This is a genomic window from Devosia geojensis (assembly GCF_000969415.1).
In the GTDB taxonomy this organism is placed as follows: domain Bacteria; phylum Pseudomonadota; class Alphaproteobacteria; order Rhizobiales; family Devosiaceae; genus Devosia; species Devosia geojensis.
In genome coordinates, this window is the sequence record NZ_JZEX01000157.1 from 68,724 (window position 1) to 93,998 (window position 25,275).

Sequence of the window (25,275 nt, forward strand, 5' to 3'; positions counted from 1 at the left end):
GATGTTCGAGCGGCTGGACTGCGTCTGCATCCATACCGACGACCTCGAAAAGTCCTTGACGTTCCTTGCGGATATGGGTCTCACCGAAGCGTGGCGACTCGATCGCGCGCTCGATGACGGCCGTCCCTGGACGCTTATCGGGCTCGACTTTTCAGACAGGGCCAGCTCCCAGCTCGTCCTCAGCACTCATCCGGACCGGCGCGACATCGACGTCGAGATCAGGGTCGCCGATGTCCGGGCCGCCTACGAGACGTTGCGCCGCCGGCCAGGAGTGCAGTGGCTCGCAGAGCCCTTTCCCATCGAGGAGGGGCATGTGGCCGTCATGACCGCGCCCGACGGCAATATCTTCGTGCTCATCGGCAGCTAGATGGGAAGAGGGACATGGACACGTTTCGCCTAATATCCGTCGTCCTTTCCATGGTGCTCGGCCTCGGCGTCACTCGGCTGCTGCTGGGGCTCGTCGGGATTTTCCGCGCCCGGCGCGTCTCGCGGCTCGACTGGCTCGTGCCGACCTGGGCCTTTAGCCTTTTCCTCGTGCAGCTCGAATACTGGTGGGCGATCAACCAGCTCCCCCTGGTGATGGACAGCTTCAACTTCCATGATTTCATGGCGCTGGTCGTGCTGACGCTGGCCCTGTTTGTCGCGGCCGCGTTGCTGGTGCCGAGCCGGCCCGAGGACGAGGCGGGGAGCCTGCGTCAGTTCTTCGAGCTCGACGGGAAATGGGCGCTGCCGGCGCTCAGCGCATTCTTCGTCATGGGGTTCCTGGCCAACGTCTTCTTCCTCCAGGTCTCGCCGATATCCTGGTGGGGGCTGTTCGATATCCCTCTGGTCGCCATACCTTTGGTGGTGTTCACTACGAAGTCGCGCCGTCTGCAGGAGGTGCTTTCGGCCGCTTTCGTACCGCTTCTGGCCGTTGACGTCGCAATATCGCTGGTCAGCTAGCGGCCTTCATCGGTGCCGTTCTCGATCACGTCGAGGACGAGCGCCAGGGCCTCGGCGACCGCAGTCTTGCGGATCGCCTCCCGTCCGATATCCCCGAACCGCCTCTCGATGACCTTCGTTCCGTTCTCGGAAGAGACAGCAAGATAGACGAGTCCGACCGGTTTTTTCTCCGAGCCGCCGTCCGGGCCGGCAATGCCCGTTACCGCCACGGCATAGTTTGTGTGGGCGGTGTTGCGGGCGCCGTCGGCCATGGCGCGGGCGACCTGGTTGGAGACCGCCCCATAGTCATGGATCAGGCGGGCGGGCACCTTGATCATCCGCGTCTTGGCGGCATTGTCGTAGACCACGTAACCGCCATAGAACGCCGCCGAGGCGCCGGGCACGTCGGTCAGCGCTCCGGCGATGAGGCCGCCCGTGCAGCTTTCGGCGGTGGCGATGGTGGCGTTGGTTTGCGTCAGCCGCTCGATGACGCGTCTGGCCGGGTCCGGCGCCCCCTTGGCCGCCATTTCAATCCTGCCTCGGCAGTTCGATCGATGCGCTGGCCATGGCGACTATTCCCTCCTCGCGGCCGGTGAAGCCCAGCCTTTCGCTCGTCGTTGCCTTGATCGCCACGCGGGGTTCCCCGATCCCGCAGGCGGCCGCGATCGCGCTGCGCATGGCAGGCACGTGCCCGCCGATCCTCGGCGTTTCGCAAACGATTGTCACGTCCAGATTGACGATGCGGCCGCCGCGGGAGGCGACGAGACCGGCGGCGTGCTCGAGGAAGACCCGGGAGGCCGCGCCCTTCCATTGCGGATCGCTCGGCGGGAAATGCTGGCCGATGTCGCCTTCGCCGAGCGCGCCGTAGATCGCGTCGGTCAAGGCATGCAGGGCGACGTCGGCGTCCGAGTGGCCCTTGAGCTTGCGGTCATGCGGGATCTCGACGCCGCCGAGCCAGACAGACCTGCCCGGCTCGAACGGATGGACGTCGAAGCCGGTGCCGACGCGTGTCTCCATGGCGTTGTCTCCCGCAAGAATGCGTTCGGCGCGCGCGAAGTCCTCGCGCGCCGTGATCTTGATGTTGCCGGTGCTGCCCTGGGTCAGCGCGACCTTCAAACCCGCCCATTCGGCGATCATCGCGTCGTCGGTGAATTCGCGGGGCAGGGCGCTGGCGCGCATGTGCGCCGAAAGGATCTGCGGATAGCGGAACCCCTGCGGCGTCTGCGCGGCAAAGAGACTGTTGCGGTCTTCCGTTCCCGCGACGGTCGAACCGTCGAGCGAACGTTTGATGGTGTCGGTGACCGGTACGACCGGCAGCGCACCGTCGCTCGCCGTCAGCGCCGCCATCACATCCTCGATGACCGCCGGTGTGACCAAGGGCCGCGCCGCGTCCTGGATCAGCACATAGTCCGGCCGGATGGGGCCCAGAGCCTTGAGGCCTTCCAGCACCGAAGCCTGGCGCGTCGCGCCGCCCGTCACGGGCGGCAGGAGGCGCGGGTCGGACAGGTTCAGCGCGTCATAGTGACCGGCGTGGTCGGGATTGATGACGGGCAGCACATGGTCTATGGCTTCGAGCGCCAGAAAGGCACTGATCGTGCGGGAAAGCACAGCCTCGCCAAGCAGTTGACGGTATTGCTTGGGCAGGTCGGCCCCTCCGCTCCCAGCCCGTTCGCCGCGGCCTGCAGCTACGACGATCACGGCGGTGGTTTTGCGGGGCATGGGTCCTTCGGGGTCAAAGTGCTGTCACACAGCGCTGATCTATCGAGACCCATCGGACGCGGCAAGCCCTGCGTCCGTCAGGGGGCCGGATTGCCAGATAAGCTGTTGCGTCGCGCGTCATTTTGATTATTGTGCAGGCATTCCTTAGTTTTTGACCGTTTCTGGGGCAGTTTGTGTCTGAGTTTGCCTGCGGCTTGAGCATCGGGGGTCACGACCTGCCGAACCGCGCATTCCTTGAGCCCATGGCCGGCATCACTGACCGCTCGTTTCGCAGCATCGCGGAAGGCTTCGGCGCCGGTCTCGTCGTTTCAGAGATGATCGCAAGTGCCGCACTCACAACCGGCCAGGACGAGATGGTGCGCAAGCTCGCCAAGGCCGGCACGCTGCCGCATGTCGTGCAGCTCGCCGGTTGCGAAGCGGAGTGGATGGCGCGCGGGGCCGAGATCGCCTGTGCGGCCGGCGCCGACATCATCGACATCAACCTGGGATGCCCCGCCAAGCGCGTGACCAACGGCTATGCCGGCTCGGCGCTGATGCGGGTGCCGGACCAGGCGCTGCGCCTCATCGAAGCGGTCGTTGGTGCAACTCCGCTGCCCGTGACGGTCAAGATGCGGCTGGGCTGGGACGACGAGAGCCTCAATGCGCCCGATATCGCCCGCCGCGCGGTCGACGCCGGCGTGCAGATGATCACGGTCCATGGCCGCACTCGCCAGCAGTTCTACAAGGGCGAGGCCCGCTGGCCACTGGTGCGCGCGGTCGTCGAGGCAGTGAATGTGCCCGTCGTCGTCAATGGTGACGTCATCGACGCTGCGAGCGCCCGCCGGGCGCTGGCCGAATCGGGCGCCGCCGCGGTGATGGTCGGGCGAGGCGCGCAGGGCCAGCCCTGGGTCGTCGGGCAGATCGGAGCCGCTCTGTCCGGGCGGGATGCTCCGACCGCTCCCGAGGGTGCCGCGCTCGCCGATCTCATCTGCGCCCACTACGAGGACATGCTCGCCGACTACGGCACGGCTGTTGGCCTGCGCGTGGCGCGCAAGCACCTCGGTTGGTACGCGGACGCCGCCGGCATTCCGCTCGACAAGGTCACCCGCAATGCCCTGCTCGAAAATGAGAATCCCAAAGAGGTCGTGGCAATGATCGGCAGGATCTATTCGGGGGAATGGAGGGCCGCCGCATGAAAGCCAAAGTCGATCCGCAAGCGTCCACCGCCGTGTTGCAGGCTCTTCCGCAGCCGATCATCGTCGTGGGCGAAGACCATTCCATCACCTTCGTCAACTACGCGGCCGAGGCGTTCTTCGGTGCTTCGCTCAGCGTCCTCGCCCGCCAGAAGCTCGATGATCTCATCGCCTTCGGCTCGCCGATCATCGCCCTCGTCGAGACGGTGGCGCAGCGGCGCGCGCCGATGACGGAGTACCGCGTGCGCGTCGGCTCCTCCCGTTTCGGGGACGAGCGCATCGCCGACGTCTTCGCCAGCCCGCTCTCGGACAGCGACGGGCGCATCGCGCTTCTCATCCAGGAGCGCACCATGGCGGATAAGATCGACCGGCAGATGGTCTCGCGCGGCGCGGCGCGCTCGGTCACGGGGCTCGCCTCCATGCTTGCCCACGAGATCAAGAACCCGCTTTCGGGCATCCGCGGCGCCGCCCAGCTTCTCGAGCAGAGCGTGCCGGTCGACGAGATCCCGCTTGCCCGTCTCATCCGCGAGGAGACCGACCGCATCGTCGACCTCATCGACCGGGTCGAGGTCTTCGGCGACGACCGCCCGCTCGACCGCGAGGCGATCAACATCCATGTCGTGCTCGACCGGGTGAAGCTCCTCGCCAGGAACGGAGTGGCGCGCGGCATCACGTTCTCTGAGGAGTACGATCCATCGCTGCCCCCGGTCTGGGGCAATCGGGATCAGCTCATCCAGATCTTCCTCAATCTCGTCAAGAACGCCTCGGAAGCCCTTGAGCGGACGCAGAAACCGGAGATCAAGTTCTCGACGGCGTTCCGCCCTGGCATCCGCATCAGCGTGACCGGAGTTTCCGAGCGTATTTCACTGCCGCTCGAAATCGTCATCGAGGACAACGGGCCGGGGGTTCCGCCGGACATCCTGCCGTTCCTCTTCGATCCGTTCGTCACCACCAAGACCAACGGGTCGGGTCTGGGGCTGGCGCTCGTTGCAAAAATCGTGGGCGATCATGGCGGCGTGATCGACTGCGACAGCCGGCCTGGGCGGACGCGCTTCCGCATCCTGCTGCCGGTCGCCAATCCGGCTCAAGTTACGCCTTCTGAAGAGGTCATGGCCAAATGAATCACGTTGTCCTGCTGGCCGATGATGACGCGGCGATCCGCATGGTGCTCAATCAGGCGCTGACCCGCGCCGGCTACGAGGTGCGCCCCACCGGCAACATCTCGACCATGTGGAACTGGGTGAGCCGCGGAGAGGGGGACCTGCTCATCACCGATGTTGCCATGCCGGACGGCAACGCCTTCGAGGTGATGCCCAAGATCAAGAAGCTGCGACCGGACCTGCCGATGATCGTCATGAGCGCGCAGAACACGTTCATGACCGCCATCCGCGCCTCGGAAGTGGGTGCGTACGAATACCTGCCCAAGCCCTTCGACATCACCGAGGTGCTTTCGGTTGTAGCGCGCGCCCTCGCCGATGCCAAAAAGCCGACGGCGGGCGAGCGCAAGGCTGAGGAGCCGGGCGAGACCATGCCGCTCGTCGGCCGCTCGGCCGCCATGCAGGACATCTACCGGGCCCTGGCGCGGCTGATGCAGACGGACCTGACGGTGATGATCACCGGCGAGAGCGGCACCGGCAAGGAGCTGGTCGCCAAGGCGCTGCACAATTTCGGCAAGCGCCGCAACGGGCCGTTCGTCGCCATCAACATGGCCGCGATCCCGCGCGACCTGATCGAAGCCGAGCTTTTCGGCCACGAGAAGGGCGCCTTCACAGGAGCGACCGCCCGCTCCTCGGGCCGTTTCGAGCAGGCAGAGGGCGGCACGCTCTTCCTCGACGAGATCGGCGACATGCCGATGGACGCCCAGACCCGCCTGCTGCGCGTGCTGCAGGAGGGCGAATATACGATGGTCGGGGGTCGGACCGCCATCAAGACCAATGTGCGCATAGTCGCGGCGACCCACCGGGACTTGAGCCAGATGATCCGGCAGGGCCTTTTCCGCGAAGACCTCTACTATCGCCTCAACGTCGTGCCGATCCGCCTGCCGCCACTGCGCGAGCGCGTCGACGACATCGGCGACCTCGTCCAGCACTTCCTCCAGGCCGCCCAACGCGAGGGCGAGCCGATGAAATCCATTTCGCCGGAAGCCATCCGGCTGATGCAGAACTATTCCTGGCCGGGTAACGTGCGCGAGTTGGAAAACCTCGTGCGGCGCCTCTCGGCGCTCTACGCCGACGAGGTGATCTCGGCCGAGATCGTGCAGAACGAACTCAACATCACCGACCGGCAGCCGGCCTCCGGCATCACCGGGCCGGTGGACGTGGCTGTCGCGGTCGAAGCTCATGTCGGCCAGCTCCTGCGCGAATACGAGCCGAACCTGCCGCCGCCGGGCCTTTACCAGCGGGTCATCGACAAGGTCGAAGCCCCGCTCATCGCCATGGCGCTCAACGCCTGCAGCGGCAACCAGATCAAGGCGGCGGACCTCCTCGGCCTCAACCGCAACACGCTGCGCAAGAAGATTCGCGTGCACAGCATCGAGATCATCAAGCAGTCGCGGCGGAACGGCTAGCTCGCAATTTCCGAGCATTTAACCCGGCGATTCCGGCCCTTCGCGGGCCAGTGTCGCATTTTGGCAACAATTGTCTTGAAGGGTCGCGGCAATTCGGTCAGGCTGCGGACGTTGAGGCGGCGAGGGGGCCGTGCGATTGTGTTGAATGGACGAAACGGTAGCTACCGGCACTCAGCCACACCCTGAACGCGAGCCTGCGGCGACGCAGGCCGCGCGCGCACCGGTGTTTGCGGTGCAGAACAACAGGCCGTTGCGTATCGTCGGCTTCGCGGTGGTGCTTGCCTCCGTCGTGATGTCGTCCGTCTCCTTCCTCATTCTCACCGGCACGACGCGAATCGAGCCGTCGCCCGAGATCTGGACGGCGATCTGGGTTGTCACCGGCATCCTGGTGCTGCTGATGATCGCCCTGGTGGTGACCGAGGCGGCGCTGCTGATCCAGGCGCGCATCGACGGGCAACCCGGCGCCCGGCTGCAGGTGCGCATGGTGACCATGTTCGCCCTGCTTGCCGGCATTCCCGCCGCGATCGTCGCGGTGGTGGCGACCATTTCCCTCAACCAGGGCCTCGACCAGTGGTTCTCCGAGCGGACCCGCGCGATGGTGGAGAGCTCGCGGCTCGTCGCGCGTTCCTACATGCTCGAGCACGCGCAGGTGCTGCGCGACGATATCATCTGGGTGGCCACCGAGCTGGAGCAGGCGCGCGCGACGTTCGAGAGCGACCGGGAGCGTTTCCAGCGCATCTTCACCGCCCTGGCGGTGACCCGATCGTTGCCCTTCTCGTCGCTTATCGACGCCGAGGGCGACACGCTGATGCGCGCGCAGATCAACGTGCAGGGTGGCTATCCCCGCCTGCCGGAGGGGATCACCGACGGCGTCGTCGAAGGTCGGCCCACGGCCATCGCGCCGGGCTCGACGAATCTCGTCGGTTCCGTGGTCAAGCTGCGCGGCTATGAGGACACCTATCTCTTCGTCGCCCGGGCGGTCGACCCGGAGGTGCTCGAATACATGCGCCTTACCGACGAGAACATCACCGAGTATCGCGAGTATGCGTCCAACCGGTTGGTGTTCCAGATCACCTTCACCATCATGTATGTGGGCCTCGCGGTCGTGCTGCTGCTGGCAGCGCTCTGGATCGGCATCGCGCTCGCCAACCGCTTCGTCGACCCCATCCGCTACCTGATGGTGGCCTCGAACCGGGTGAGCCAGGGCGACCTCGAGGTGCGCGTGCCGGTGCGCGAGGAACGCGGTGACCTGCGCGATCTGATGAACCGCTTCAACCGCATGATCGAGCAGTTGCGCAGCCAGCGCGAGGCGCTTGTCAGCGCCAGCCAGATGAACGAGAAGCGCCGCCAGTTCACCGAGGCGGTGGTGGAGGGCGTGTCGGCGGGTATCGTCGGCCTCGATCCCTACAACGCCGTCACCCTCGTCAACGCGCGCGCCTGCGAGATGCTCGACAAGCCGGAGCGCGAGCTGATGGGCGCGGCCATCGACAAGGTCCTGCCCGAGCTCGGGGCCATCCTCGAACGCGCCCGTTCCGCGCGGCGTGGGCAGGTGCGCGATCAGATCCACATCGGCAGCGAGCAGGACCGGCGCACCTATCAGGTGCAGCTCACCCGCGAAGGTTCGATCACCGAATCGAAGGGCTACGTCCTCACCTTCGACGACATCACCGACCTCGAATCGGCCCAGCGCACCAGCGCGTGGGCGGATGTCGCGCGGCGCATCGCGCACGAGATCAAGAATCCGCTGACGCCCATCCAGCTCTCGGCCGAACGCCTGCGCCGGCGCTACGGCAACAAACTGGAGGACGACCGCGAGGTCTTCGATAAGTGCATCAACACCATCGTCCGGCAGGTCGGCGATATCGGGCGCATGGTCGACGAGTTCTCGGCCTTCGCGCGGATGCCCGAGGCGGCGCCCGCCATGGCGGACCTTTCCGACACCATCCGTCAGGCGGTGTTCCTCGAAAGCGTGCGTTTGCCGGAAATCAATATTTCGACGGACCTTCCGGATGAGCCGATCTATGCCTATTTCGATACGAGGCTCATTTCCCAGTGCCTGACCAATCTCATCAAGAATTCCGTAGAAGCATTTGAATCAATTGAGATCGGCTCCCTTGTACATCCTCGGATCATGGTGCAGGCAGATATCGAGGGCCAGTTCGCGCGCATTGCCGTTTCCGACAATGGCAAGGGCTGGCCGAAGGAAAACCGGCTGCGACTGCTCGAGCCCTACATGACGACGCGCGAGAAGGGCACCGGACTTGGCCTTGCTATTGTCACAAAGATTGTCGAGCAGCACGGCGGCCAGATCGAGCTCCTCGATTCCGACCCCGACGAGAATGGGCGCGTCGGAGCCACTTTCGCTTTCACACTCCCATTGCATTCATCGACCAATACGACTGGTGCACATGCCGGCAATGATCGGTCCAGCCAACCGGGATTACAGGAGGAGCCGCTAGTCCACGCGGCGGTTCGCAATTAATGGCACTCGACATACTCATCATCGATGACGAAGACGACATCCGCGAGCTGATCGCCGGCATCCTTGAGGACGAGGGGTACGAAGCCCGGCAGGCCCATGACGCGGATAGCGGGCTCAACGAGATCGCCCGCCGGCGGCCGAGCCTCGTCTTCCTCGACATCTGGCTGCAGGGGTCGCGGCTCGACGGCCTGCAGCTGCTCGACATCTTCCAGGCCCAGCATCCCGAGATGCCGGTGGTGATGATCTCCGGCCATGGCAATGTCGAGACCGCGGTCTCGGCCATCAAGCGCGGTGCCTACGACTACATCGAAAAGCCATTCAAGGTGGACCGGCTGCTGCACATCACGCAGCGCGCCGTCGAGGCGACGCGCCTGCGTAACGAGGTGGCCGAGCTTAAGGAGCGCACCGCCACCAAGACGGCCGAGCTCGTCGGCTCCTCGCCGACGCTGCACCACGTGCGCAGCATCATTGAGAAATCGGCGCCCACCAACTCGCGCATCTTCATTGCCGGCCCGTCCGGGGCGGGCAAGGGGATGGTCGCACGGCTCATCCACCAGAAGAGCCCGCGCGCGCAGGCGCCATTCATCGAGATCAACGCCTCGCTCTATGCGCCCGACGAGGTCGCCGCGGTGCTGTTCGGGCGCGAGGTGCGCGAGAAGACCGGAATCCTGCGCACCGAGGTCGGCGCCCTCGAGCGGGCGCATGGCGGTACGCTCTACCTTTCCGAGGTCACCTCGCTGCCGGCGGCGGTGCAGCAGACGCTGCTGCGCACGCTGGTCGAGAACCGGTTCAACCGCGTGGGCGGGCAGGGGGCGGTGCCCATCGACGTGCGCATCATCTCGGCAAGCTCGCAGAACGTGGGCGCGCAGATCGAGGCCGGCGAGTTCCGCTCGGATCTCTTCCACAGGCTTTCGATCGTGCCGGTGCAGCTGACGCCGCTGCGCGAGCGCCGCGAGGACGTGCCGCCGCTGGTCAAGATCTTCATCGACCAGATCTGCCGCATGCACAATTTGCAGCGCCTGACCATCGGCGACGATGCCATCGCCGTGCTGCAGGCGCAGGACTGGCCGGGCAATGCCCGCCAGCTGCGCAATTCGATCGAGCGCCTGCTCATCCTCATGAAGGATCAGGCGCCGGTCGATGGCGTCATCACCGCCGTCATGCTGCCGTCCGATATCGGCGAGGTGCTGCCGACGGTGGGGGACACGGATGCGTCGGCGCACCTGATGAGCCTGCCGCTGCGCGAGGCGCGCGAGGTGTTCGAGCGGCAGTACCTGCTCGCCCAGATCGAGCGTTTCGGCGGCAACATCTCCAAGACCGCCGAGTTCGTCGGCATGGAGCGCAGCGCTCTGCACCGCAAGATCAAGTCGCTGGGGCTGACCTGATCCGGCGGTCGGGCAGGGCGGGTCTGTTCCGAGCGCGGGTAGGCACGCCCTGCTAACTGTGCCATACTCTTGATGCGGGACTGCCAGGTCCTGCGAGCGTGGAGCCAGGCGGCAGCATCCACGCAGGTTTGGTGCGACCAAGCAACGATAACAGCGACAACGAATGCCGCAAGAAGAGGCCTGAATGCCCGGCGAAAAACAACAAAACCTGCAGGACGCGTTTCTCAATCATGTCCGCAAGCAAAAAGTCCCGGTGACGATATTTCTGGTAAACGGAGTGAAATTGCAGGGGGTTATCACCTGGTTCGATAACTTCTGCCTGCTGTTGCGCCGGGACGCACAATCGCAACTCGTTTACAAGCACGCGATATCGACCATCATGCCCGGTGCTCCGATCCAGCTCTTTGATCCCGAGCATGGTGGCGACAACGCCTGACGCACTTGCGCATGGGTGATTTTTCAGAAGACGCGGACCGGTCCGCCGGTCCGCAGGCATTCATCGACCGCCAGGAGAAGCCTGTGCGGGCCGGTGTCGTTTGCCCCGACGTTCGCGGCAGCGGTTATCAGCGCACGGCTGAATCCCGGCTCGCCGAATTCGAAGGGCTGGCCGAAGCGATCCGGCTGGAGGTGGTCTTCTCCGAGATCGTGCGGGTGCGCGAGGTGCGCCCGGCGACGTTCATCGGCGGCGGCCAGGTCGAAACGCTCGGCCAGCGCGTCGAGGCCGAGGGCATCGAGCTCCTGCTGTTCGATGCGTCCCTGAGCCCCATCCAGCAGCGCAATCTCGAGCGGGAGACGGGCGCCAAGGTGCTGGATCGCACCGCGCTCATTCTCGAGATCTTCGGCGAGCGCGCCGCGACACGCGAAGGCGTGCTGCAGGTCGAACTTGCCCACCTCAACTATCAGAAGAGCCGCCTCGTGCGCTCCTGGACGCACCTCGAACGGCAGCGGGGCGGTTTCGGGTTCCTCGGCGGGCCTGGCGAGACGCAGATCGAAAGCGACCGCCGTCTGTTGCAGGAGCGGATTTCGCTCATCGAGGAGCGGCTCGACAAGGTCAAGCGGACCCGCGCCGTGCAGCGGCGGCGGCGCAATGTCGTTTCGTTCCCGATCGTTGCGCTCGTCGGCTATACCAACGCCGGAAAATCCAGTCTTTTCAATATCCTAACCGGGGCAGGGGTGTTCGCCGAGGACCTCCTTTTCGCCACCCTCGACACCACGGTGCGCAAGATCGAGCTGCCGCACGGGCGCGAAGTGATGCTCAGCGACACGGTCGGGTTCGTCAGCGAGCTGCCGACCGACCTCGTCGCCGCCTTCCGCGCCACCCTCGAAGAGGTGGTCGAAGCCGATGTCGTCCTGCACGTGCGCGACGTTTCCAATCCCGACCACGCGGCGCAGGCCAACGACGTGCTCGGCGTGCTCGCCGATCTCGGTGTCACGGCCGAAACGACGCCGATCATCGAGGTCTGGAACAAGATCGATCTTCTTGCCGGCGAAGAGGGACGGGAGACGGCGCTTGCCGGCGTCACGCCGGCGAGCAAGGTCAGCGCCGCGGTGCCGGTTTCCGCCAGGACGGGGGAGGGGCTCGATACCCTGCGCCTTGCCGTCGAGGCGGCGTTGGCGGACCGCAGCGGCACCTACCGGGTGCACGTGCCGCACAGCGCCGGTGGCGATATCGGCTGGCTGCACAGCAACACCGAAGTGCTGTCGCGCGAGGAGCCCGACGAGCGCGGATCGAGCTTCGTGGTGCGCGTCGAGCCGAGGCACCTGACCATGTTCCTCGAGCGCTTCAACGGACGCCTCGAGCGCGTATAGCTCCTTGAGCTATCCTGCTTTCTTGTCGGCGGCGCGGATCTCGTTCCAGTAGGCGTCGAGCCGATCGAGGCCGGCGTCGGCCGGCGCGATCCCGTCCTGCCGGCAGCGCTCCTCGACATAGGTGAAGCGCCGCACGAACTTGCGGTTGGCGTCGCGCAGCGCCGCCTCCGGATCGACGCCGTGATGGCGCGCGAGGTTGGCCACGGCGAACAGCAGATCGCCGATCTCGTCGTGAAGCGCCGTCTCGTTGCCGTCGTCGGCGGCCGCGTCCACCTCGGACATTTCCTCGCGCACCTTGGCGGTCACGGCCGCAGCATCCGGCCAATCGAAGCCGACCGTCGCGGCGCGCTTGGCGAGCTTTTCGGCGCGGGTGAGGGCGGGCAGGCCCACCGGCACGTCGTCAAGCAGGGAAGGGGTGCCTTCACCCTTGCGCGCAGCCTTTCGGGCGCGTTCCTCGGCCTTGATCGCCTCCCAGCGCGATTTGGCCGCGTCGGAATCGCCCGCCTCCATCTGCCCGAAGACGTGCGGATGCCGGCGGATCAGCTTCTCGGTGATGGCGTAAATGACGTCGCCGATGTCGAACAGCCCTTGCTCGGCCGCCATCTGCGCGTGGTAGACCGGCTGCAGGATGAGGTCGCCGAGTTCCTCGCGCAGGTGCTCGAAATCCTCGCGTTCTATCGCATCGGCCACCTCGTAGGCTTCCTCGATCGTATAGTGGCGAATGGTCGAGAAATCCTGCTCGAGGTCCCACGGACAGCCGGTGTCGGGATCGCGCAGGGCGGCCATGATCTCGACAAGGCGGGAAAGTTCGCGCGAGGGTTGCATCGGCTGGCTCGGTCGGGGAGGAATCGAGGTCTTGTTCTAGCAACCGCGCCCTGCACGCGGCAACCGGCGTAGAGCTAGGTGATCCGCAATGTGGCTCCCCGCAGCCGCAGCCCGAGACGCTCGGCGACGCGCTGCGAGGAGGAATTGTTCCTGTCGGTGCTGTAGAACAGGGTGCGGGATTGCAGCGGGCGCAACCGCGACCAGCCAGCCGTCGCCGCAGCGCCCATTCCCCGGCCTCGGAAAGCCTTTGCGGTGGCGAGGCCGAGTTCGGCGCCCACCTCCGACAGCCGCGCCGCAAAGGCGATCGAGGCGATCTCGCCATCGACAAGCGCCGCGCACCATGGCGGCCAGAAGTCCGCGGTGTCGCGGAAGCCGAGTTCGCAGAGACCTGAGGGCATCCCGTCTTTGACGAGGGATTGCAGCAGGGCCGCGCCTTCCGGCGTATCGCTGCCGATCAACCGGGCGGCGCCGGGGTCCGGCAGCTCATTGGGCAGGGTATAGACCATACCGAAATTGTGGCGCTCGACCGGTCTGTGTTCCGCCAGCACCGCCAGGTAGCGCTCGAAGTGCACCGGCGTCTCCGGATGCAGGAATGGCGGCTCGTCAGCCGCCAAGGCTTCGAGTTCTCTTGCAACGTCGTCCGCAACATCCGCGCGAACACCCACAATGTTGCCCTCGGCGCATCCGCCCAGCCACAACCGCGGTGCCGTTGAAAGGTCCGGATCGTTCTCGTGCTCGATGCGGTCGTCTTGCGTCAGTCGGAAGAGCGTGCGGAAGTCGGCGTCGAGCCAGTCGATTTCATTCTGCATGGCTCAGGACTAAGGCTCGACGGGAAACCTGTCGAGTCGTCCCGTCGAGCGGAGGGACGGGGCAGCGCGCCAATATCTTTGATTCGCATAATATATATTATGGAACTTTTTGGTGTACCTCAGCGGTGGGAAACAGCCTCCAGCGCTTGGGCCGGAACGCCAGCCGGCTGCGTTCGCCGGCCGGATGGTCGAACGGCAGGTCGATTTCGATCTTCTGAGCGTCTCCGCCGATCGCCAGCTCCACCCGTCGCGTTCCGCCGACACGGCGGCTGGAGATGACGACGCCGGCCAGCGCCGCATCGCCTTCGACGAGATCCACGTCGTGCGGACGGAAGAACAGTCGGCCCTGGCCTTCGAAACCGTCGGACGGCAACCCGATGGCGCGGCCGCCGATCCAGAGCTCCTTGTTCTCGGCGGTGACGGCCAGCTCGCTCGATTCGCCGATGAAGTTGAAGACGAACGGCGATGTCGGCCGGTCGTAGACCTCGTCGGGCGTGCCGACCTGTTCGATGCGGCCCTGGCTCATCACGCACAGCCTGTCGGCGAGCTCGAGCGCTTCCTCCTGGTCGTGGGTGACGAAGACCGTGGTGTGGCCGGTGCGGTCGTGGACTTCGCGCAGCCATCGGCGCAGCTCGCGGCGCACCTGGGCGTCGAGCGCGCCGAATGGTTCGTCGAGCAGCAGAACGCGCGGTTCGATGGCGAGCGCCCGAGCCAAGGCCACACGCTGGCGCTGGCCGCCGGAGAGCTGGTTCGGATAGCGCTTGTCCAGCCCTGACAGCTGCACGAAATCCAGCAGTTCCAACGCCTTGCGGCGAATGTCGGCACTGGCGGGTCGCGTTTCCTTCGGGCGCACCTTGAGGCCGAAGGATATGTTTTCCAGCACCGTCATGTGGCGGAAAAGCGCATAGTGCTGGAAGACGAAGCCGATATTGCGCTCCTGGACGGTCTTGTCCGAAGCGTCCTCTTCGCCGAAGAAGATCTTGCCGTTCGTGGGCCGTTCCAGCCCGGCGATCAGCCGCAGCAGCGTCGTCTTGCCGGAGCCGGATGGCCCGAGCAGCGCGATGAGCTCGCCCGAACGGATGTCGAGCGAGACGTCGTGCAGCGCCGCGAACCGGTCGAATTCCTTGCGGACCTTGTCGATACGAACTTCCATTGAGTATCCCTGCCTGGAGCGCCTTCTGTTTCTGCGATAAGTCGAAGGTTTCGCTCTAATTTTATGTTTCTACTGCTGTTTCGGCCCTTAGTGGCCGCCGTTCGTCGCCGCCAGCTCGTCGGAGAACCGCCATTCGAGGAGACTCTTGAGAACGAGCGTCACGAGCGCCAGCAGCGCCAGCAGCGAGGCCAGGGCGAAGGCAGCGGTCGCGTTGTACTCGTTGTAGAGCATTTCCACCTGCAGCGGCATGGTCGTGGTCTGGCCGCGGATCTTGCCGGAAACGACCGCAACGGCGCCGAATTCCCCCATGGCGCGCGCGTTGCAGAGCAGCACGCCATAAAGCAGTCCCCAGCGGATGTTGGGGAGCGTCACGCGCATGAACGTCTGCCAGCCCGAGGCGCCGAGCGAGAGTGCGGCTTCCTCGTCGCCGGTGCCCTGGTCCTGCATCAGCGGGATGAGCTCGCGGGCAACGAACGGAAAGGTCACGAAGATCGTTGCGAGGACGATACCGGGCACCGCGAAAAGCACCTCGATGCCGTAGGACTTGAGCCAGGGGCCGAGGAAGCTCCCTGCCCCGAACAGCAGCACGTAGACGAGGCCGGCGATGACTGGCGAGATCGAGAACGGCAGGTCGATCAGGGTGATGAGGAGCGCCTTGCCCTTGAACTCGTACTTGGCGATGGCCCAGGCCGCGCAGATGCCGAAGACGACGTTGAGCGGCACCGCGATCACGGCGACCGTCAGCGTCAGGCGGATGGCCGACTGCGCGTCCGGAGATTGCAGTGACGAGAAGAATGCGCCGAGGCCCTGCCGAAGCGCCTCCGAGAAGACCGCATAGAGCGGCAGCACGAGGAACAACGCCATGAAGGCAAGGCAGATGGCGATCAGCAGCCATTGCACCGGCCGGCTTTCGCTCGTTGCGGATGGATATCTATTGGCCATAGCCGAACCTCTTGCGGCTCCATGCCTGGATCAGGTTGATGACGAGCAGCATCATGAAGGCGATGCCGAGCATCAGCGTGCCGATGACCGCGGCGCCGACATAGTTGAACTCCTCGAGCCGGATGACGATGAGGAGCGGCGCGATTTCCGAGACGAACGGGATGTTGCCGGCAATGAAGATGATCGAGCCGTATTCCCCGACGGCCCGGGCGAAGGCCAACGCGAACCCGGTGAGGATCGCCGGCGTCAGCCCCGGAAGGATCACCCGCCAGACGATCTGGAAGCGGTTGGCGCCCAGGGTCGCGGCGGCCTCCTCCACCTCCTTGTTCACCTCATCGAGGATCGGCTGGACGGTGCGCACGACGAACGGCAGGCCGATGAAGATCATGGCGACGACGATGCCGAGCGGCGTATAGGCGACGCGGATGCCGAGCGGCGCCAGCAAAGCGCCGATCGAGCCGTTGGGTGCATAGATGGCGGTGAGTGCGATACCCGCGACCGCCGTCGGCAGCGCGAACGGCAGGTCGACGATGGCGTCGAACAGGCGCCGGCCGGGAAAGCGGTAGCGCACGAGCACCCAGGCGATGAGCGTGCCGAAGACGACGTTGACGCTCGCTGCGATGAGCGCGGTCACGAAGCTGACGCGCAAGGCGCCGATGACGCGCGCGTCGCTGGCGTAACGCAGGAACCCGTCCAGTCCCAGTCCCGCCGAACGCACGACGAGCGCGGCGAGCGGGATGAGCACGATCAGACTGAAATAGACCAGCGTGAAGCCGAACGTCATCCCGAAGCCCGGAATGACGCTCGGTTGCCTCCACCGCCAGCCGCTTGAGCCGGTGGTCACATGAGCCATGTTACTGGGCGGGGCCGGTGTAAATCTGGTCGAAGATGCCGCCTTCGCCGAAGAAGGCCGGCTGAACTTCGGGCCACCCACCATAGTCGTCAATGGTTACCAGGTCGAGGTCGGGGAAGCGTTCCAGCAACGCCGGATCGACGAGGTCCGGGCTCGACGGGCGATAGAAATGCCGGGCGGCGATGTTCTGGCCCTCCTCGGAATAGAGGTATTCGAGATAGGCTGTCGCCACCTCGCGGGTGCCGCGGGCATCGACCACCTCGTCGACGACCGCGACCGGCGGTTCGGCAAGGATCGAAAGCGGCGGCACGACGATGTCGAAGGCATCGGGGCCCAGTTCCTCGAGCGCGAGGAACGCCTCGTTCTCCCAGGCGAGCAGCACGTCGCCGATGCCGCGCTGGACGAAAGTCGTGGTCGAGCCGCGCGCGCCGGTATCGAGCACGGGCACGTGGCGGAAGAGTTCGGTCACGTACTCGCGGATCCTGGCCTCGTCGCCATCGTACTCTCGGTCGGCCCAGGCCCAGGCGGCGAGGAAGTTCCAGCGCGCGCCGCCGGAGGTCTTGGGGTTGGGCGTGATGACCTCGACCCCCTCCCCGATCAGGTCGCCCCAGTCGGTCAGGTTCTTCGGGTTGCCCTTGCGCACGAGGAATACGATCGTGGAGGTATAGGGCGCGTTGTTGTTGGCGAGGGTCCCGCGCCAGTCGGAGCGGATGCGGCCGGCTTCGGCAATGGCGTTGATGTCGGCCTCGAGAGCGAGCGTGACGACGTCCGCCTCCAGCCCGTCGATGACGGTGCGCGCCTGCGAGCCGGAGCCGCCATGCGTCACCTGCACGGTGACGTTCTGGCCCTGGGTCTCCTGCCAATGGGCGGTGAAGGCCGCGTCGAACTCGCGGTAGAGCTCGCGGGTCGGATCATAGGATACGTTGGTGATCGTCACGTCCTGGGCGCGAAGGGTCGTCGCGAATCCGACGGACAACGCCGCGGCCAGGGCACTGTAAGCGAGTAGTCGCACAGGAAGTTTCATTGCCTTCTCCCGTTGTGATTTCGACTAAAGCCTATAGCAGAAGTAGAGATTAACAAGTTTTCCCGGCGTCGAAAGGTTCCGCGTTTAGGGAAAAATCTCCTAGGTGAAGCGTCGCGTGGAGAAAGCAGTGCGCGTGGATGCGCGCAGGGCTTGCCGGAGGAGCAAGTTTGCCTAGACGCGTTGGGATTCAGGGGATCGTGGCCCTGCTTCGCGGGGGTGACCCGGTGGGTTTGGAAACTTTCTAGGCCGCAACGGTTATGCGCATGCCGTCATGAGCCGGGGTGACGTTGGCGGGTGTCGTCGCATCGACCGTGGCGTAGTCCATGTCGATATGGAGGTTCGTCAGGATCGCCTGGCGGGGCGCGTAGCGCTCGATGAGCTCCAGGGTTTCGGGCAGGCTGAGGTGGCTCGGATGCGGCGTCGGGCGCAGCGCGTCGACCACCCAGGAGTCGAGGCCGGTGACGGCCTTTGCCGAACGTTCGGGAATGCCCGAAAGGTCGCAGGAATAAGCAAAGCCGCCGACGCGGAAGCCGAGCGAGATGATGCTGCCGTGCTCCTGCTCGAACGGCTCGACGGTGATCGCGCCGCCCGGCCCTTCGATGACGAGCGGTTCGCCGGCCCGGATAATATTGGCATTGAGAATCGGCGGATAGTCGCTGCCCGGCGGCGCCTCGAAGCAGTAGCCGAACGCCTCCCGGATGCGCTTGCCCGCCTCCTCGGCGAAGAAGACGTCAACGCGCTTGCGGTTGTTGAGAGCGAGCACCCGCAAATCGTCGATGCCGTGGGTGTGGTCGGCGTGCTCGTGGGTGTACAGCACCGCGTCGACCCGGTCGACATGGGCGTCGAGCAGCTGCTCGCGCAGGTCGCAGCCCGTATCGACGAGGATGCGGGTGATCCCCTCCCCTTCCCCGCGCCCCTCGATCAGCAGCGCGCAGCGCCGACGGCGGTTGCGCGGGTCATCGGGATCGCAGGCGCCCCAGATATTGCCGACGCGTGGCACGCCCCCGGATGAGCCACAGCCGAGTATGGTCGCCTCGATGCGCGTGGCTGCCGGCACGATCAGGCAAGTCCCGTCTTGGAGAAAAGCCTTGCGAAATTGCCGGTCGATTCGTTCGCCACCGTCTCGAGATCGGTGCCACGGACCTCGGCGAGCTTCTGGGCCGTGTGCAGCACATAGGACGGCTCGTTCGGCTTGCCGCGATGCGGCACCGGCGCAAGGTACGGCGCATCGGTCTCGACGAGGTAGCGGTCTGCCGGCACCACCTCAGCGACGGCGCGGATCTCTTCGGCGTTGCGGAAGGTGATGATCCCCGAGAACGACACATAGCCGCCGAGCGCCAGTCCGCGCCGCGCCAGCTCCGGGCCCGACGAAAAACAATGCAGGACGAAGGGGAACGCCCCCTGCTCCGTCTCCTCCTCGAGGATGCGCGCCATGTCCTCATCGGCCTCCCGGCTGTGGATAACCAGTGGAAGACCGGTGGCGCGCGATGCCGCGATATGGCGGCGGAATCCCTCCGCCTGCGCCTCGCGCGGCGAGTTGTCGTAATGGTAGTCGAGGCCGGCTTCGCCAATGGCGACGCACTTGGGGTGGGCCGAGAGCCTGATCAGGTCGTCGGCCGTAATGTGCAGTTCCTCATGCGCGTTGTGCGGATGCGTCCCGACCGAGCACCAGATGTTCTCGTGCTGTTCCGCGAGCCCGGCATAGGTGGAAAACTTCTCCACACGTGTGGAAATCGTCACCATGCCGGTGACGCCCGCGGCCGCCGCGCGCGCCATCACCCCGTCGAGATCGGCGGAGAGCTCGTCGAAATCGAGATGGCAGTGGCTGTCGATCAGCATCAGGCCTTTTCCGAGCGTTCGAAGCGGGCAAAGACCGGCTGCGGCGCGGGCAGCGGCGTGCCGGGCGCCAGCGCCCCCGTCTCATCGGCGAAGGCGAGGAAGCGCTTGTCCTCCGGCACTGCCAGGGCGTCGAGGAGCTTGTCCGCAGAGCCCGGCGTGAAGGCCAGCATCGGAATGGTCAGGCGCCGCACAAGCTCGGCGGTGACGTAGAGCACCGTCGCCATGCGCGCAGGATCGGTCTTTTTGAGCGCCCAGGGCTCCTGCGCCGCAAAATAATTGTTGGCGGCGCTCAGGGCCGAAATGATCTCAGCCGACGCCTCGTGAACCGCCTGCGCCTCCATGGCCGTGGCCGCTGCCGCGATCGCGTCTCCGGCGGTCTTCAGCACCTCGGTATCGGCGGCGGTCAGCTCGCCCGGCTGCGGCACCTGCGCATCGCAGTTCTTGTTGATCATCGAGAGCGAGCGCTGCGCCAAGTTGCCGAGATTGTTGGCGAGGTCCGCGTTGTTGCGGTTCACCAGCTTGTCGCGGCTGTAGTCGCCATCGCTGCCGAAAGAGACTTCGCGCAGGAAGAAGAACCGCACCGGATCGGCGCCGAACTCCTCGACCAGCGCGAACGGGTCGATGACGTTGCCCAGCGACTTGCTCATCTTCTGCCCGTCGACGGTCAGGAACCCATGGGCGAAGACGCGGTGCGGCACCGGAATGCCCGCACTCATCAGGAACGCGGGCCAATAGACCGTGTGGAAGCGGATGATGTCCTTGCCGATGACGTGCAGGTTCGCCGGCCAGTACTTCTTGAACTGCTCGGACTTGTCGTCCGGGAAGCCGACACCGGTGATGTAATTGGTCAGCGCGTCGATCCACACATACATCACGTGCCCGTCGGCGCCCGGCACCGGAATGCCCCAGTCGAAGGTCGTGCGCGAGATCGAGAGGTCCTGCAGGCCGCCCTTGACGAAGGCGATGATCTCGTTGCGCCGTTCCCTGGGCGCGATGAAATCCGGATTGTCCTCGTAGAGCTTGAGGAGCCGGTCCTGATAGGCCGAGAGGCGGAAGAAATAGCTCGGCTCCTCCACCCATTCGACGGGCGCGCCGGAGGGCGCGAGCTTCTTGCCGTCCGGGCCGTCGGTCAGCTCGCTCTCGTCGAAATAGGCCTCGTCGCGCACCGAGTACCAGCCCTTGTAGGCGCTCTGGTAGATGTCGCCGTTGTTGCTGGCGGCCATGCGGCGCCAGATCTCCTGGCTCGAGGCGTAATGGCGCGGCTCGGTGGTGCGGATGAAGTCGTCGTTGGAAATTTCCAGCGCTTCCGCCAGCCGCTTGAACTCGCCCGCGTTGCGGTCGGCGAGCTCGCGCACGGGCACGCCCTGCGCCGCCGCCGTCTGCACCATCTTGATGCCGTGCTCGTCGGTGCCGGTGAGGAAGAACACGTCGCGCCCCTCCAGCCGCTTGAAGCGGGCGATGGCGTCGGTCGCGATCATCTCGTAGGCGTGCCCGATGTGGGGGGCGCCATTTGGATAGGAGATCGCGGTCGTGACGTAGAAGGGCTTGGCGGTCATTGCTGGGTGGCCGGGGAGGAGGTGGTCTGGACGTGCTTCCTGATCGCATCGAAGATCGTGACGAGCGTCTGTCTCATATCGAGGTTGAGCGCGTCGGTCTCGGCAAACAGGGCGTCCGCCTTCTCCCACAGCTCGCCTGCCGAGGCAAGGCGCATGCGCTCGCCCGAGATCGCGGCGGCCCTGGCCTCCTCGGCCAGCCAGTCGTTCAGCAGTTCGCGGGCAAAGGAAAGATCGGGGCCGTCGCGGTCGGCGCCGATGGCGTCGGCGAGGGCGAGGTGGCTGGCGCTCGGATGCTGGAGCGGCGCCCGCAGCCAGGTCTGAAGGCCTCCGAGGACGCTTTCCGGGCTCAACGCCAGCGCTTCGAATCCGCGTCGGGGCCGGCCGCGGGCGAGCCCTACCGCACGTGCGATCTCGTCGCCGCCGGCGTCTGCTCTTTGGGCCGTCAGCACCGCGGAGACGTCCGCATCACCGAGCGCGCGCAGCGCCAGGCTGTGGCAGCGCGAATGAATGGTCGGCAGGAGCTGGCCGGGCCGATGGGAGACGAGGAGGAACGTCGTCTCCGGGGGCGGCTCCTCCAGGGTCTTCAGCAATGCATTGGCCGCGTTCGGATTGCAGTCGTCGATCGGGTCGACGATCGCCACCCGGTGGCCGGCGCGGCCGCGCGTCATGTGCAGCTCGTTGCGCAGCTCGCGCACGTCCTCGACACGGATGACGGTATAGAACCCCTTGCCGTCGCGCGGCCGACGCCGCAGCACAGCGAGATTGGGGTGGGCGCCGGCAGCCACCTGTTCGTCCACCCGGTGCGCATCCTCATCGCCCGTCGCGGTGAGGATATCGCGGGCGAGCGTGAAGGCCAGCGTCGCCTTGCCGATTCCCTGCGGGCCGTGCAGCAGCACAGCGCCCGGCAGACGGCCGGCGGCGAGCTGGGCGCGCAAGGCCGAGCGCACGGTTTGGTGGCCGACGAGCATCGTCTGCACTTCGGGCGCGAGCGTATCGGCGATGGCGTCGGGATCGGTCAAGCCGGCTGCCCACCAAGTTGTTCGGCGAAGCGCTGCGATACGACTTGCCAGATGTTCTCTTCGAGCGCCGCTTCCGGCTGGTCGGCGGGGATCACCACGCACCGCCCGGGATTGGCCTGTGCGATGGCGAGGAAGTTGTCGCGCAGGCGCCGATGCCAGACGAGGTCCTCTTTCTCGAACCGGTCGCCGGTGGAGGTGAGCGCTTCTTCGACGGCACGGGTCTCCACTCGGCGGAAGGCGACTTCCGGGTCCATGTCGAGCACGATCGTCAGATCGGGCGAATGGCCGTTGAGCGCCAGCTCTTCGAGCGCGGCGATCAGCGTGTCATCGACGCCGCCGGTCAGCCCCTGGTAGGCGCGGGTCGAATCATGGAAACGGTCGCAGAGCACCCAGCGGCCGGCTTCGAGATTGGGGGCGATGAGCTGGTTGACGTGGTCGAACCGGGCCGATGCAAAGAGCACCGCCTCCGCGCCCGCGCCCCAGCTTTCGGATCGTCCCTGCAGGATGAACGAGCGGATGGCCTCGGCCTTGGGCGTGCCGCCCGGCTCGCGCGTGCGCACCGCATCGATCCCGGCCTCATTGAGACGGGCGAGGAGGCGCTTGACCTGCGTCGACTTGCCGACCCCTTCCCCACCCTCGAAAGTGATGAAGCGGGCGCCGCCTGAGCTTTGCGGTTCGGGCATTGCGGCTGCGGTTCCTTATGGCGATGGACGTTCGGCTTGCAGATACCACAATATCGATTCCGTGGTAGCTGCAAACGGAAGTGATGCGGCTCAACGCCGACGCGGCAGCGCTTCATGCAACTCATCGCCTTGGCGGCTCGCTTCACTCCTGTTTCAAAACCAGGGCGGAGCAGCTATGGACGACGTTTGCCGGAGGGGGAATCCATGCAGGGAATCGAACTGTCGCGCCGTTTCTACACCGACATCGTGCGGCCCTGGCTGCGCGAGGTTGCGCCGGAGCTGCCCTATTCGGCGGCGCTGATCGGCTATGGGTCGGAACTGCTCGGTTTCGACGACGAGGTTTCCAGGGACCACAACTGGGGCCCTCGCGTTCATATCCACCTGAGCCAAGCTGATTTCGACGACCACGCAAGGCGACTGGTCGCCGAGTTCTCCAAAGTCGTACCTGCGAACTATCTTGGAGAGCCCATCGGTTGGCGTTCCCGGCCACATCCGCCGGCGAACGGTCCCGAGGCGGCGGGCGCGATCGAGCACGGGCTCGAGTTCCATACACTCGAAGCCAGATTGGAAGCCCACTTTGCCGTGCGGTCGGTGGAGAACCTCACCGCACTCCAGTGGCTGGGGTTTGCCGAACAGAAGCTCCTGGCGTTCACGGCCGGCGCGGTTTTCCATGATGCCGATGGCCGCTTGAGCCGGGCTCGTGAACGCCTAGCCTATTTCCCGGATGACGTGTGGCTGTACAAGATCGCGTGCCAGTGGGGGCGTATCGCCGAAGAACAGGCCTTTGTCGGCCGTACCGGACAGGTGGGCGACGATCTCGGTTCACGGGTCATCGCCGCGCGGCTGGTGCGGGACGTGATGAGGATGGGGTTCCTGCTCGAACGCCGCTACGCGCCCTATGCAAAATGGTTCGGCAGCGGTTTTGCGAGGCTCCCGATTGCCGGGGTCCTGTCCCCTCATCTGGAGCAGGCAGTTCTCGCGAACGAATGGAAGGAGCGGGGTGAGGCGCTCGCTGCCGCCTACATGGAGTTGGCTCAGCGGCAAAATGCGCTGGGGATCGCTGCGTTCAAGCCGATCGTGGGGCCCTATCATGACCGGCCATTCACGACGATCAATGCCGACGACGCCGTCGAGGCTGCCCGTGCGGCGATAGCGGACCCGAGCATAAGGCAACTGCCCGTGATCGGCTCCCTGGATCAGGTCAGCGATCTGACGCCGCTGCTGGAGGCCTCCGATCTCTCCCAGCGCGTCATGCACCGGTTGCTCGGCTGACCACGCCTACAGCCAGCCGAACGCGAGCTGCTTGACGGCGTCCGTCGCGCGGCGGACGATCCCGCCCTGGGGAACGTCCTCGCCCGCATAGAGCGGGGCCGACTGGATCAACTGCTCGTTGCAGTAGACGCGCAGCTCCGCCACGCGGTCGCCGGCGCTGACGGGCGGCAGGAGCGGCCCCTCATAGGTGATGTCGGCGGTCAGGCAGCGGCGCGAGCCGCGCGGCAGGTAGAGGTCGACGGCACCCTCCCCGATGAGCCCTACCCTGCCCTCCTCGCCGCCATAGACGTCGGCATAGCCGACGATCTGGCCGTCGGCGAAGGCAGGGATGCGCTCGAAGGCGCGCGTGCCCCAGGTGATGAGCTTGCGCGCCTCCTCGGTGCGCTGGGCCATGCTGGTGAGGCCGTGGACGACAGCGATCAGACGGCGCCCGCCGTCATCGGTCGAGACCACCGAGCCATAGCCCGCGGCCTGCGTATGGCCGGTCTTGAGGCCGTCGACGCCGATGCCCATCTCGACCAGCGAGTTGCGGTTGGATTGCTTGATGTTGTTCCACTCGAACTCGGGCTCGGAGAAGATGTGGTAGTATTCCGGGAACTCGCGGATGAGATAGCGCCCGAGGGTGGCCAGGTCGCGCGCCGTCATGTGCATGTCGGGATCCGGCAGGCCGGTGGAATTGGTGAAATGCGAGCCCGTGAGGCCGATGTCCTCGGCGAGCTCGTTCATCATCACGGCAAAGGTCTCCTCGTTGCCGGCGATGCCTTCGGCGAGCACGATGCTGGCATCGTTCCCCGACTGGATGATCACCGAACGCAGCAGGTTCTCGACGCTGACGCGCGAGTTGAGTTCGGCGAACATGGTCGATCCGCCCGAGGCCGCGCCCCCCGTCCGCCAGGCGTTCTCGGAGACGAAGAGCTCGGTGTCGAGGGAAAGGCGTCCAGTGCGCAGCTCGTTGAAGACCACGGCGATGGTCATGAGCTTGGCCATGCTGGCCGGCTCCAAAGGTTCGTCCGCACTCTGCTGGAAGAGCACCGTGCCGGACTCATGATCGACGAGGATCGCGAATTTGGCGGCCGTGGAGAACTGCGGCGCCCCCTGCGCCATGGCGAGGCCGGCAAAACCCAACATCAGGGCGACTATTGCCCATGCACGCAATACGTAACGCACGACCCACCTCCGCGGATCGGTCCATCCGATCCGCTCACTATCCGATTTGGGATTCTAGTGGGTTTTACGCAAAAGTGGA

Annotated in this window: 24 protein-coding genes; 10 read left to right on the top strand and 14 right to left on the bottom strand. The window is 65.7% G+C overall.

Annotated features, from left to right (window positions below):
* Nucleotide 1: 1 nt before the first annotated feature.
* Both VE25_RS18500 and VE25_RS18505 read left to right on the top strand, forming a co-directional pair.
* Nucleotides 2–367, top strand: a complete 366-nt coding sequence (locus VE25_RS18500; RefSeq protein ID WP_046110140.1) for a VOC family protein — start codon at nt 2–4, stop codon at nt 365–367.
* Between the two features lie 14 nt (nt 368–381).
* The gene (locus VE25_RS18505; protein WP_046110141.1) at nt 382–942 is read left to right on the top strand and encodes a hypothetical protein; all 561 of its coding nucleotides are present in this window, start codon (nt 382–384) and stop codon (nt 940–942) included.
* Here VE25_RS18505 and VE25_RS18510 read toward each other — a convergent pair.
* Together VE25_RS18510 and VE25_RS18515 are read right to left on the bottom strand one after the other, a co-directional pair.
* Nucleotides 939–1,448, bottom strand: coding sequence for a CinA family protein (locus VE25_RS18510; protein WP_052732081.1), 510 nt, complete (start codon nt 1,446–1,448; stop codon nt 939–941). The two genes, VE25_RS18505 and VE25_RS18510, sit on opposite strands and share 4 nt — an antisense overlap.
* 1 nt (nt 1,449) lies before the next feature.
* Nucleotides 1,450–2,640, bottom strand: coding sequence for a bifunctional 2-C-methyl-D-erythritol 4-phosphate cytidylyltransferase/2-C-methyl-D-erythritol 2,4-cyclodiphosphate synthase (locus tag VE25_RS18515; protein ID WP_083989046.1), 1,191 nt, complete (start codon nt 2,638–2,640; stop codon nt 1,450–1,452).
* Between the two features lie 242 nt (nt 2,641–2,882).
* On the opposite strand from VE25_RS18515, the gene dusB reads away from it, so the two are divergent.
* The 7 genes from dusB to hflX all read left to right on the top strand — a co-directional run bounded on the left by dusB (nt 2,883) and on the right by hflX (nt 12,054).
* Nucleotides 2,883–3,815 carry a tRNA dihydrouridine synthase DusB gene (dusB, locus tag VE25_RS18520; RefSeq protein ID WP_046110142.1) on the top strand — a complete coding sequence of 311 codons (933 nt, stop codon included), beginning with the start codon at nt 2,883–2,885 and terminating at the stop codon, nt 3,813–3,815.
* Nucleotides 3,812–4,933: a two-component system sensor histidine kinase NtrB gene (locus tag VE25_RS18525; protein WP_046110176.1), complete on the top strand. Its 1,122-nt coding sequence runs from the start codon at nt 3,812–3,814 to the stop codon at nt 4,931–4,933. The genes dusB and VE25_RS18525 overlap by 4 nt, the downstream gene beginning before the upstream one ends.
* Nucleotides 4,930–6,378, top strand: a complete 1,449-nt coding sequence (ntrC, locus tag VE25_RS18530) for a nitrogen regulation protein NR(I) (protein ID WP_046110143.1) — start codon at nt 4,930–4,932, stop codon at nt 6,376–6,378. Before VE25_RS18525 ends, ntrC begins: the two co-directional genes overlap by 4 nt.
* 145 nt (nt 6,379–6,523) lie before the next feature.
* Nucleotides 6,524–8,860, top strand: coding sequence for a sensor histidine kinase NtrY-like (locus tag VE25_RS18535; RefSeq protein ID WP_083989048.1), 2,337 nt, complete (start codon nt 6,524–6,526; stop codon nt 8,858–8,860).
* Entirely contained in the window at nt 8,860–10,245 is a 1,386-nt protein-coding gene (gene ntrX, locus VE25_RS18540) for a nitrogen assimilation response regulator NtrX (protein WP_046110145.1), read from the top strand. Before VE25_RS18535 ends, ntrX begins: the two co-directional genes overlap by 1 nt.
* Before the next feature lie 184 nt (nt 10,246–10,429).
* Nucleotides 10,430–10,681, top strand: a complete 252-nt coding sequence (gene hfq, locus VE25_RS18545; RefSeq protein WP_046110146.1) for an RNA chaperone Hfq — start codon at nt 10,430–10,432, stop codon at nt 10,679–10,681.
* A gap of 11 nt (nt 10,682–10,692) precedes the next feature.
* Complete coding sequence (hflX, locus tag VE25_RS18550; protein WP_046110147.1) at nt 10,693–12,054, top strand: GTPase HflX; 1,362 nt, start codon at nt 10,693–10,695, stop codon at nt 12,052–12,054.
* 9 nt (nt 12,055–12,063) lie between these two features.
* Here hflX and mazG read toward each other — a convergent pair whose 3' ends face one another.
* The 11 genes from mazG to tmk all read right to left on the bottom strand — a co-directional run bounded on the left by mazG (nt 12,064) and on the right by tmk (nt 22,757).
* Entirely contained in the window at nt 12,064–12,879 is an 816-nt protein-coding gene (gene mazG, locus VE25_RS18555) for a nucleoside triphosphate pyrophosphohydrolase (RefSeq protein ID WP_046110148.1), read from the bottom strand.
* 74 nt (nt 12,880–12,953) lie between these two features.
* Nucleotides 12,954–13,688: a GNAT family N-acetyltransferase gene (locus tag VE25_RS18560; RefSeq protein ID WP_046110149.1), complete on the bottom strand. Its 735-nt coding sequence runs from the start codon at nt 13,686–13,688 to the stop codon at nt 12,954–12,956.
* 97 nt (nt 13,689–13,785) lie between these two features.
* Nucleotides 13,786–14,841, bottom strand: a complete 1,056-nt coding sequence (locus tag VE25_RS18565; RefSeq protein ID WP_046110150.1) for a sulfate/molybdate ABC transporter ATP-binding protein — start codon at nt 14,839–14,841, stop codon at nt 13,786–13,788.
* Between the two features lie 87 nt (nt 14,842–14,928).
* Nucleotides 14,929–15,783, bottom strand: coding sequence for a sulfate ABC transporter permease subunit CysW (gene cysW / locus VE25_RS18570; RefSeq protein WP_046110151.1), 855 nt, complete (start codon nt 15,781–15,783; stop codon nt 14,929–14,931).
* Nucleotides 15,773–16,636, bottom strand: a complete 864-nt coding sequence (gene cysT, locus VE25_RS18575) for a sulfate ABC transporter permease subunit CysT (RefSeq protein ID WP_152664676.1) — start codon at nt 16,634–16,636, stop codon at nt 15,773–15,775. The genes cysW and cysT overlap by 11 nt, the downstream gene beginning before the upstream one ends.
* A 1-nt stretch (nt 16,637) precedes the next feature.
* Nucleotides 16,638–17,660 carry a sulfate ABC transporter substrate-binding protein gene (locus tag VE25_RS18580; protein ID WP_046110152.1) on the bottom strand — a complete coding sequence of 341 codons (1,023 nt, stop codon included), beginning with the start codon at nt 17,658–17,660 and terminating at the stop codon, nt 16,638–16,640.
* A gap of 241 nt (nt 17,661–17,901) precedes the next feature.
* A complete protein-coding gene (locus tag VE25_RS18585) occupies nt 17,902–18,717 on the bottom strand; it encodes an MBL fold metallo-hydrolase (RefSeq protein WP_201776116.1) in 816 nt (271 codons plus the stop codon).
* A 2-nt stretch (nt 18,718–18,719) separates the two neighbouring features.
* Nucleotides 18,720–19,499, bottom strand: coding sequence for a TatD family hydrolase (locus VE25_RS18590; protein WP_046110153.1), 780 nt, complete (start codon nt 19,497–19,499; stop codon nt 18,720–18,722).
* Entirely contained in the window at nt 19,499–21,055 is a 1,557-nt protein-coding gene (metG, locus tag VE25_RS18595; protein ID WP_046110154.1) for a methionine--tRNA ligase, read from the bottom strand. The genes VE25_RS18590 and metG overlap by 1 nt, the downstream gene beginning before the upstream one ends.
* Nucleotides 21,052–22,074 (bottom strand): DNA polymerase III delta subunit-related protein, encoded by a 1,023-nt coding sequence (locus VE25_RS18600; RefSeq protein WP_052732082.1) that lies wholly within the window; start codon nt 22,072–22,074, stop codon nt 21,052–21,054. The genes metG and VE25_RS18600 overlap by 4 nt, the downstream gene beginning before the upstream one ends.
* Complete coding sequence (tmk, locus tag VE25_RS18605; protein ID WP_046110155.1) at nt 22,071–22,757, bottom strand: dTMP kinase; 687 nt, start codon at nt 22,755–22,757, stop codon at nt 22,071–22,073. Before tmk ends, VE25_RS18600 begins: the two co-directional genes overlap by 4 nt.
* Nucleotides 22,758–22,961: 204 nt before the next feature.
* Here tmk and VE25_RS18610 point away from each other — a divergent pair, with 204 nt between their 5' ends.
* Entirely contained in the window at nt 22,962–24,029 is a 1,068-nt protein-coding gene (locus VE25_RS18610; protein ID WP_046110156.1) for a DUF4037 domain-containing protein, read from the top strand.
* Nucleotides 24,030–24,035: 6 nt separating this feature from the next.
* Here the strand turns inward: VE25_RS18610 and VE25_RS18615 are convergent, their stop codons facing one another.
* On the bottom strand, nt 24,036–25,196 hold the full coding sequence (locus tag VE25_RS18615) for a D-alanyl-D-alanine carboxypeptidase family protein (RefSeq protein WP_201776117.1): 1,161 nt from the start codon (nt 25,194–25,196) through the stop codon (nt 24,036–24,038).
* Between the last annotated feature and the right edge of the window lie 79 nt (nt 25,197–25,275).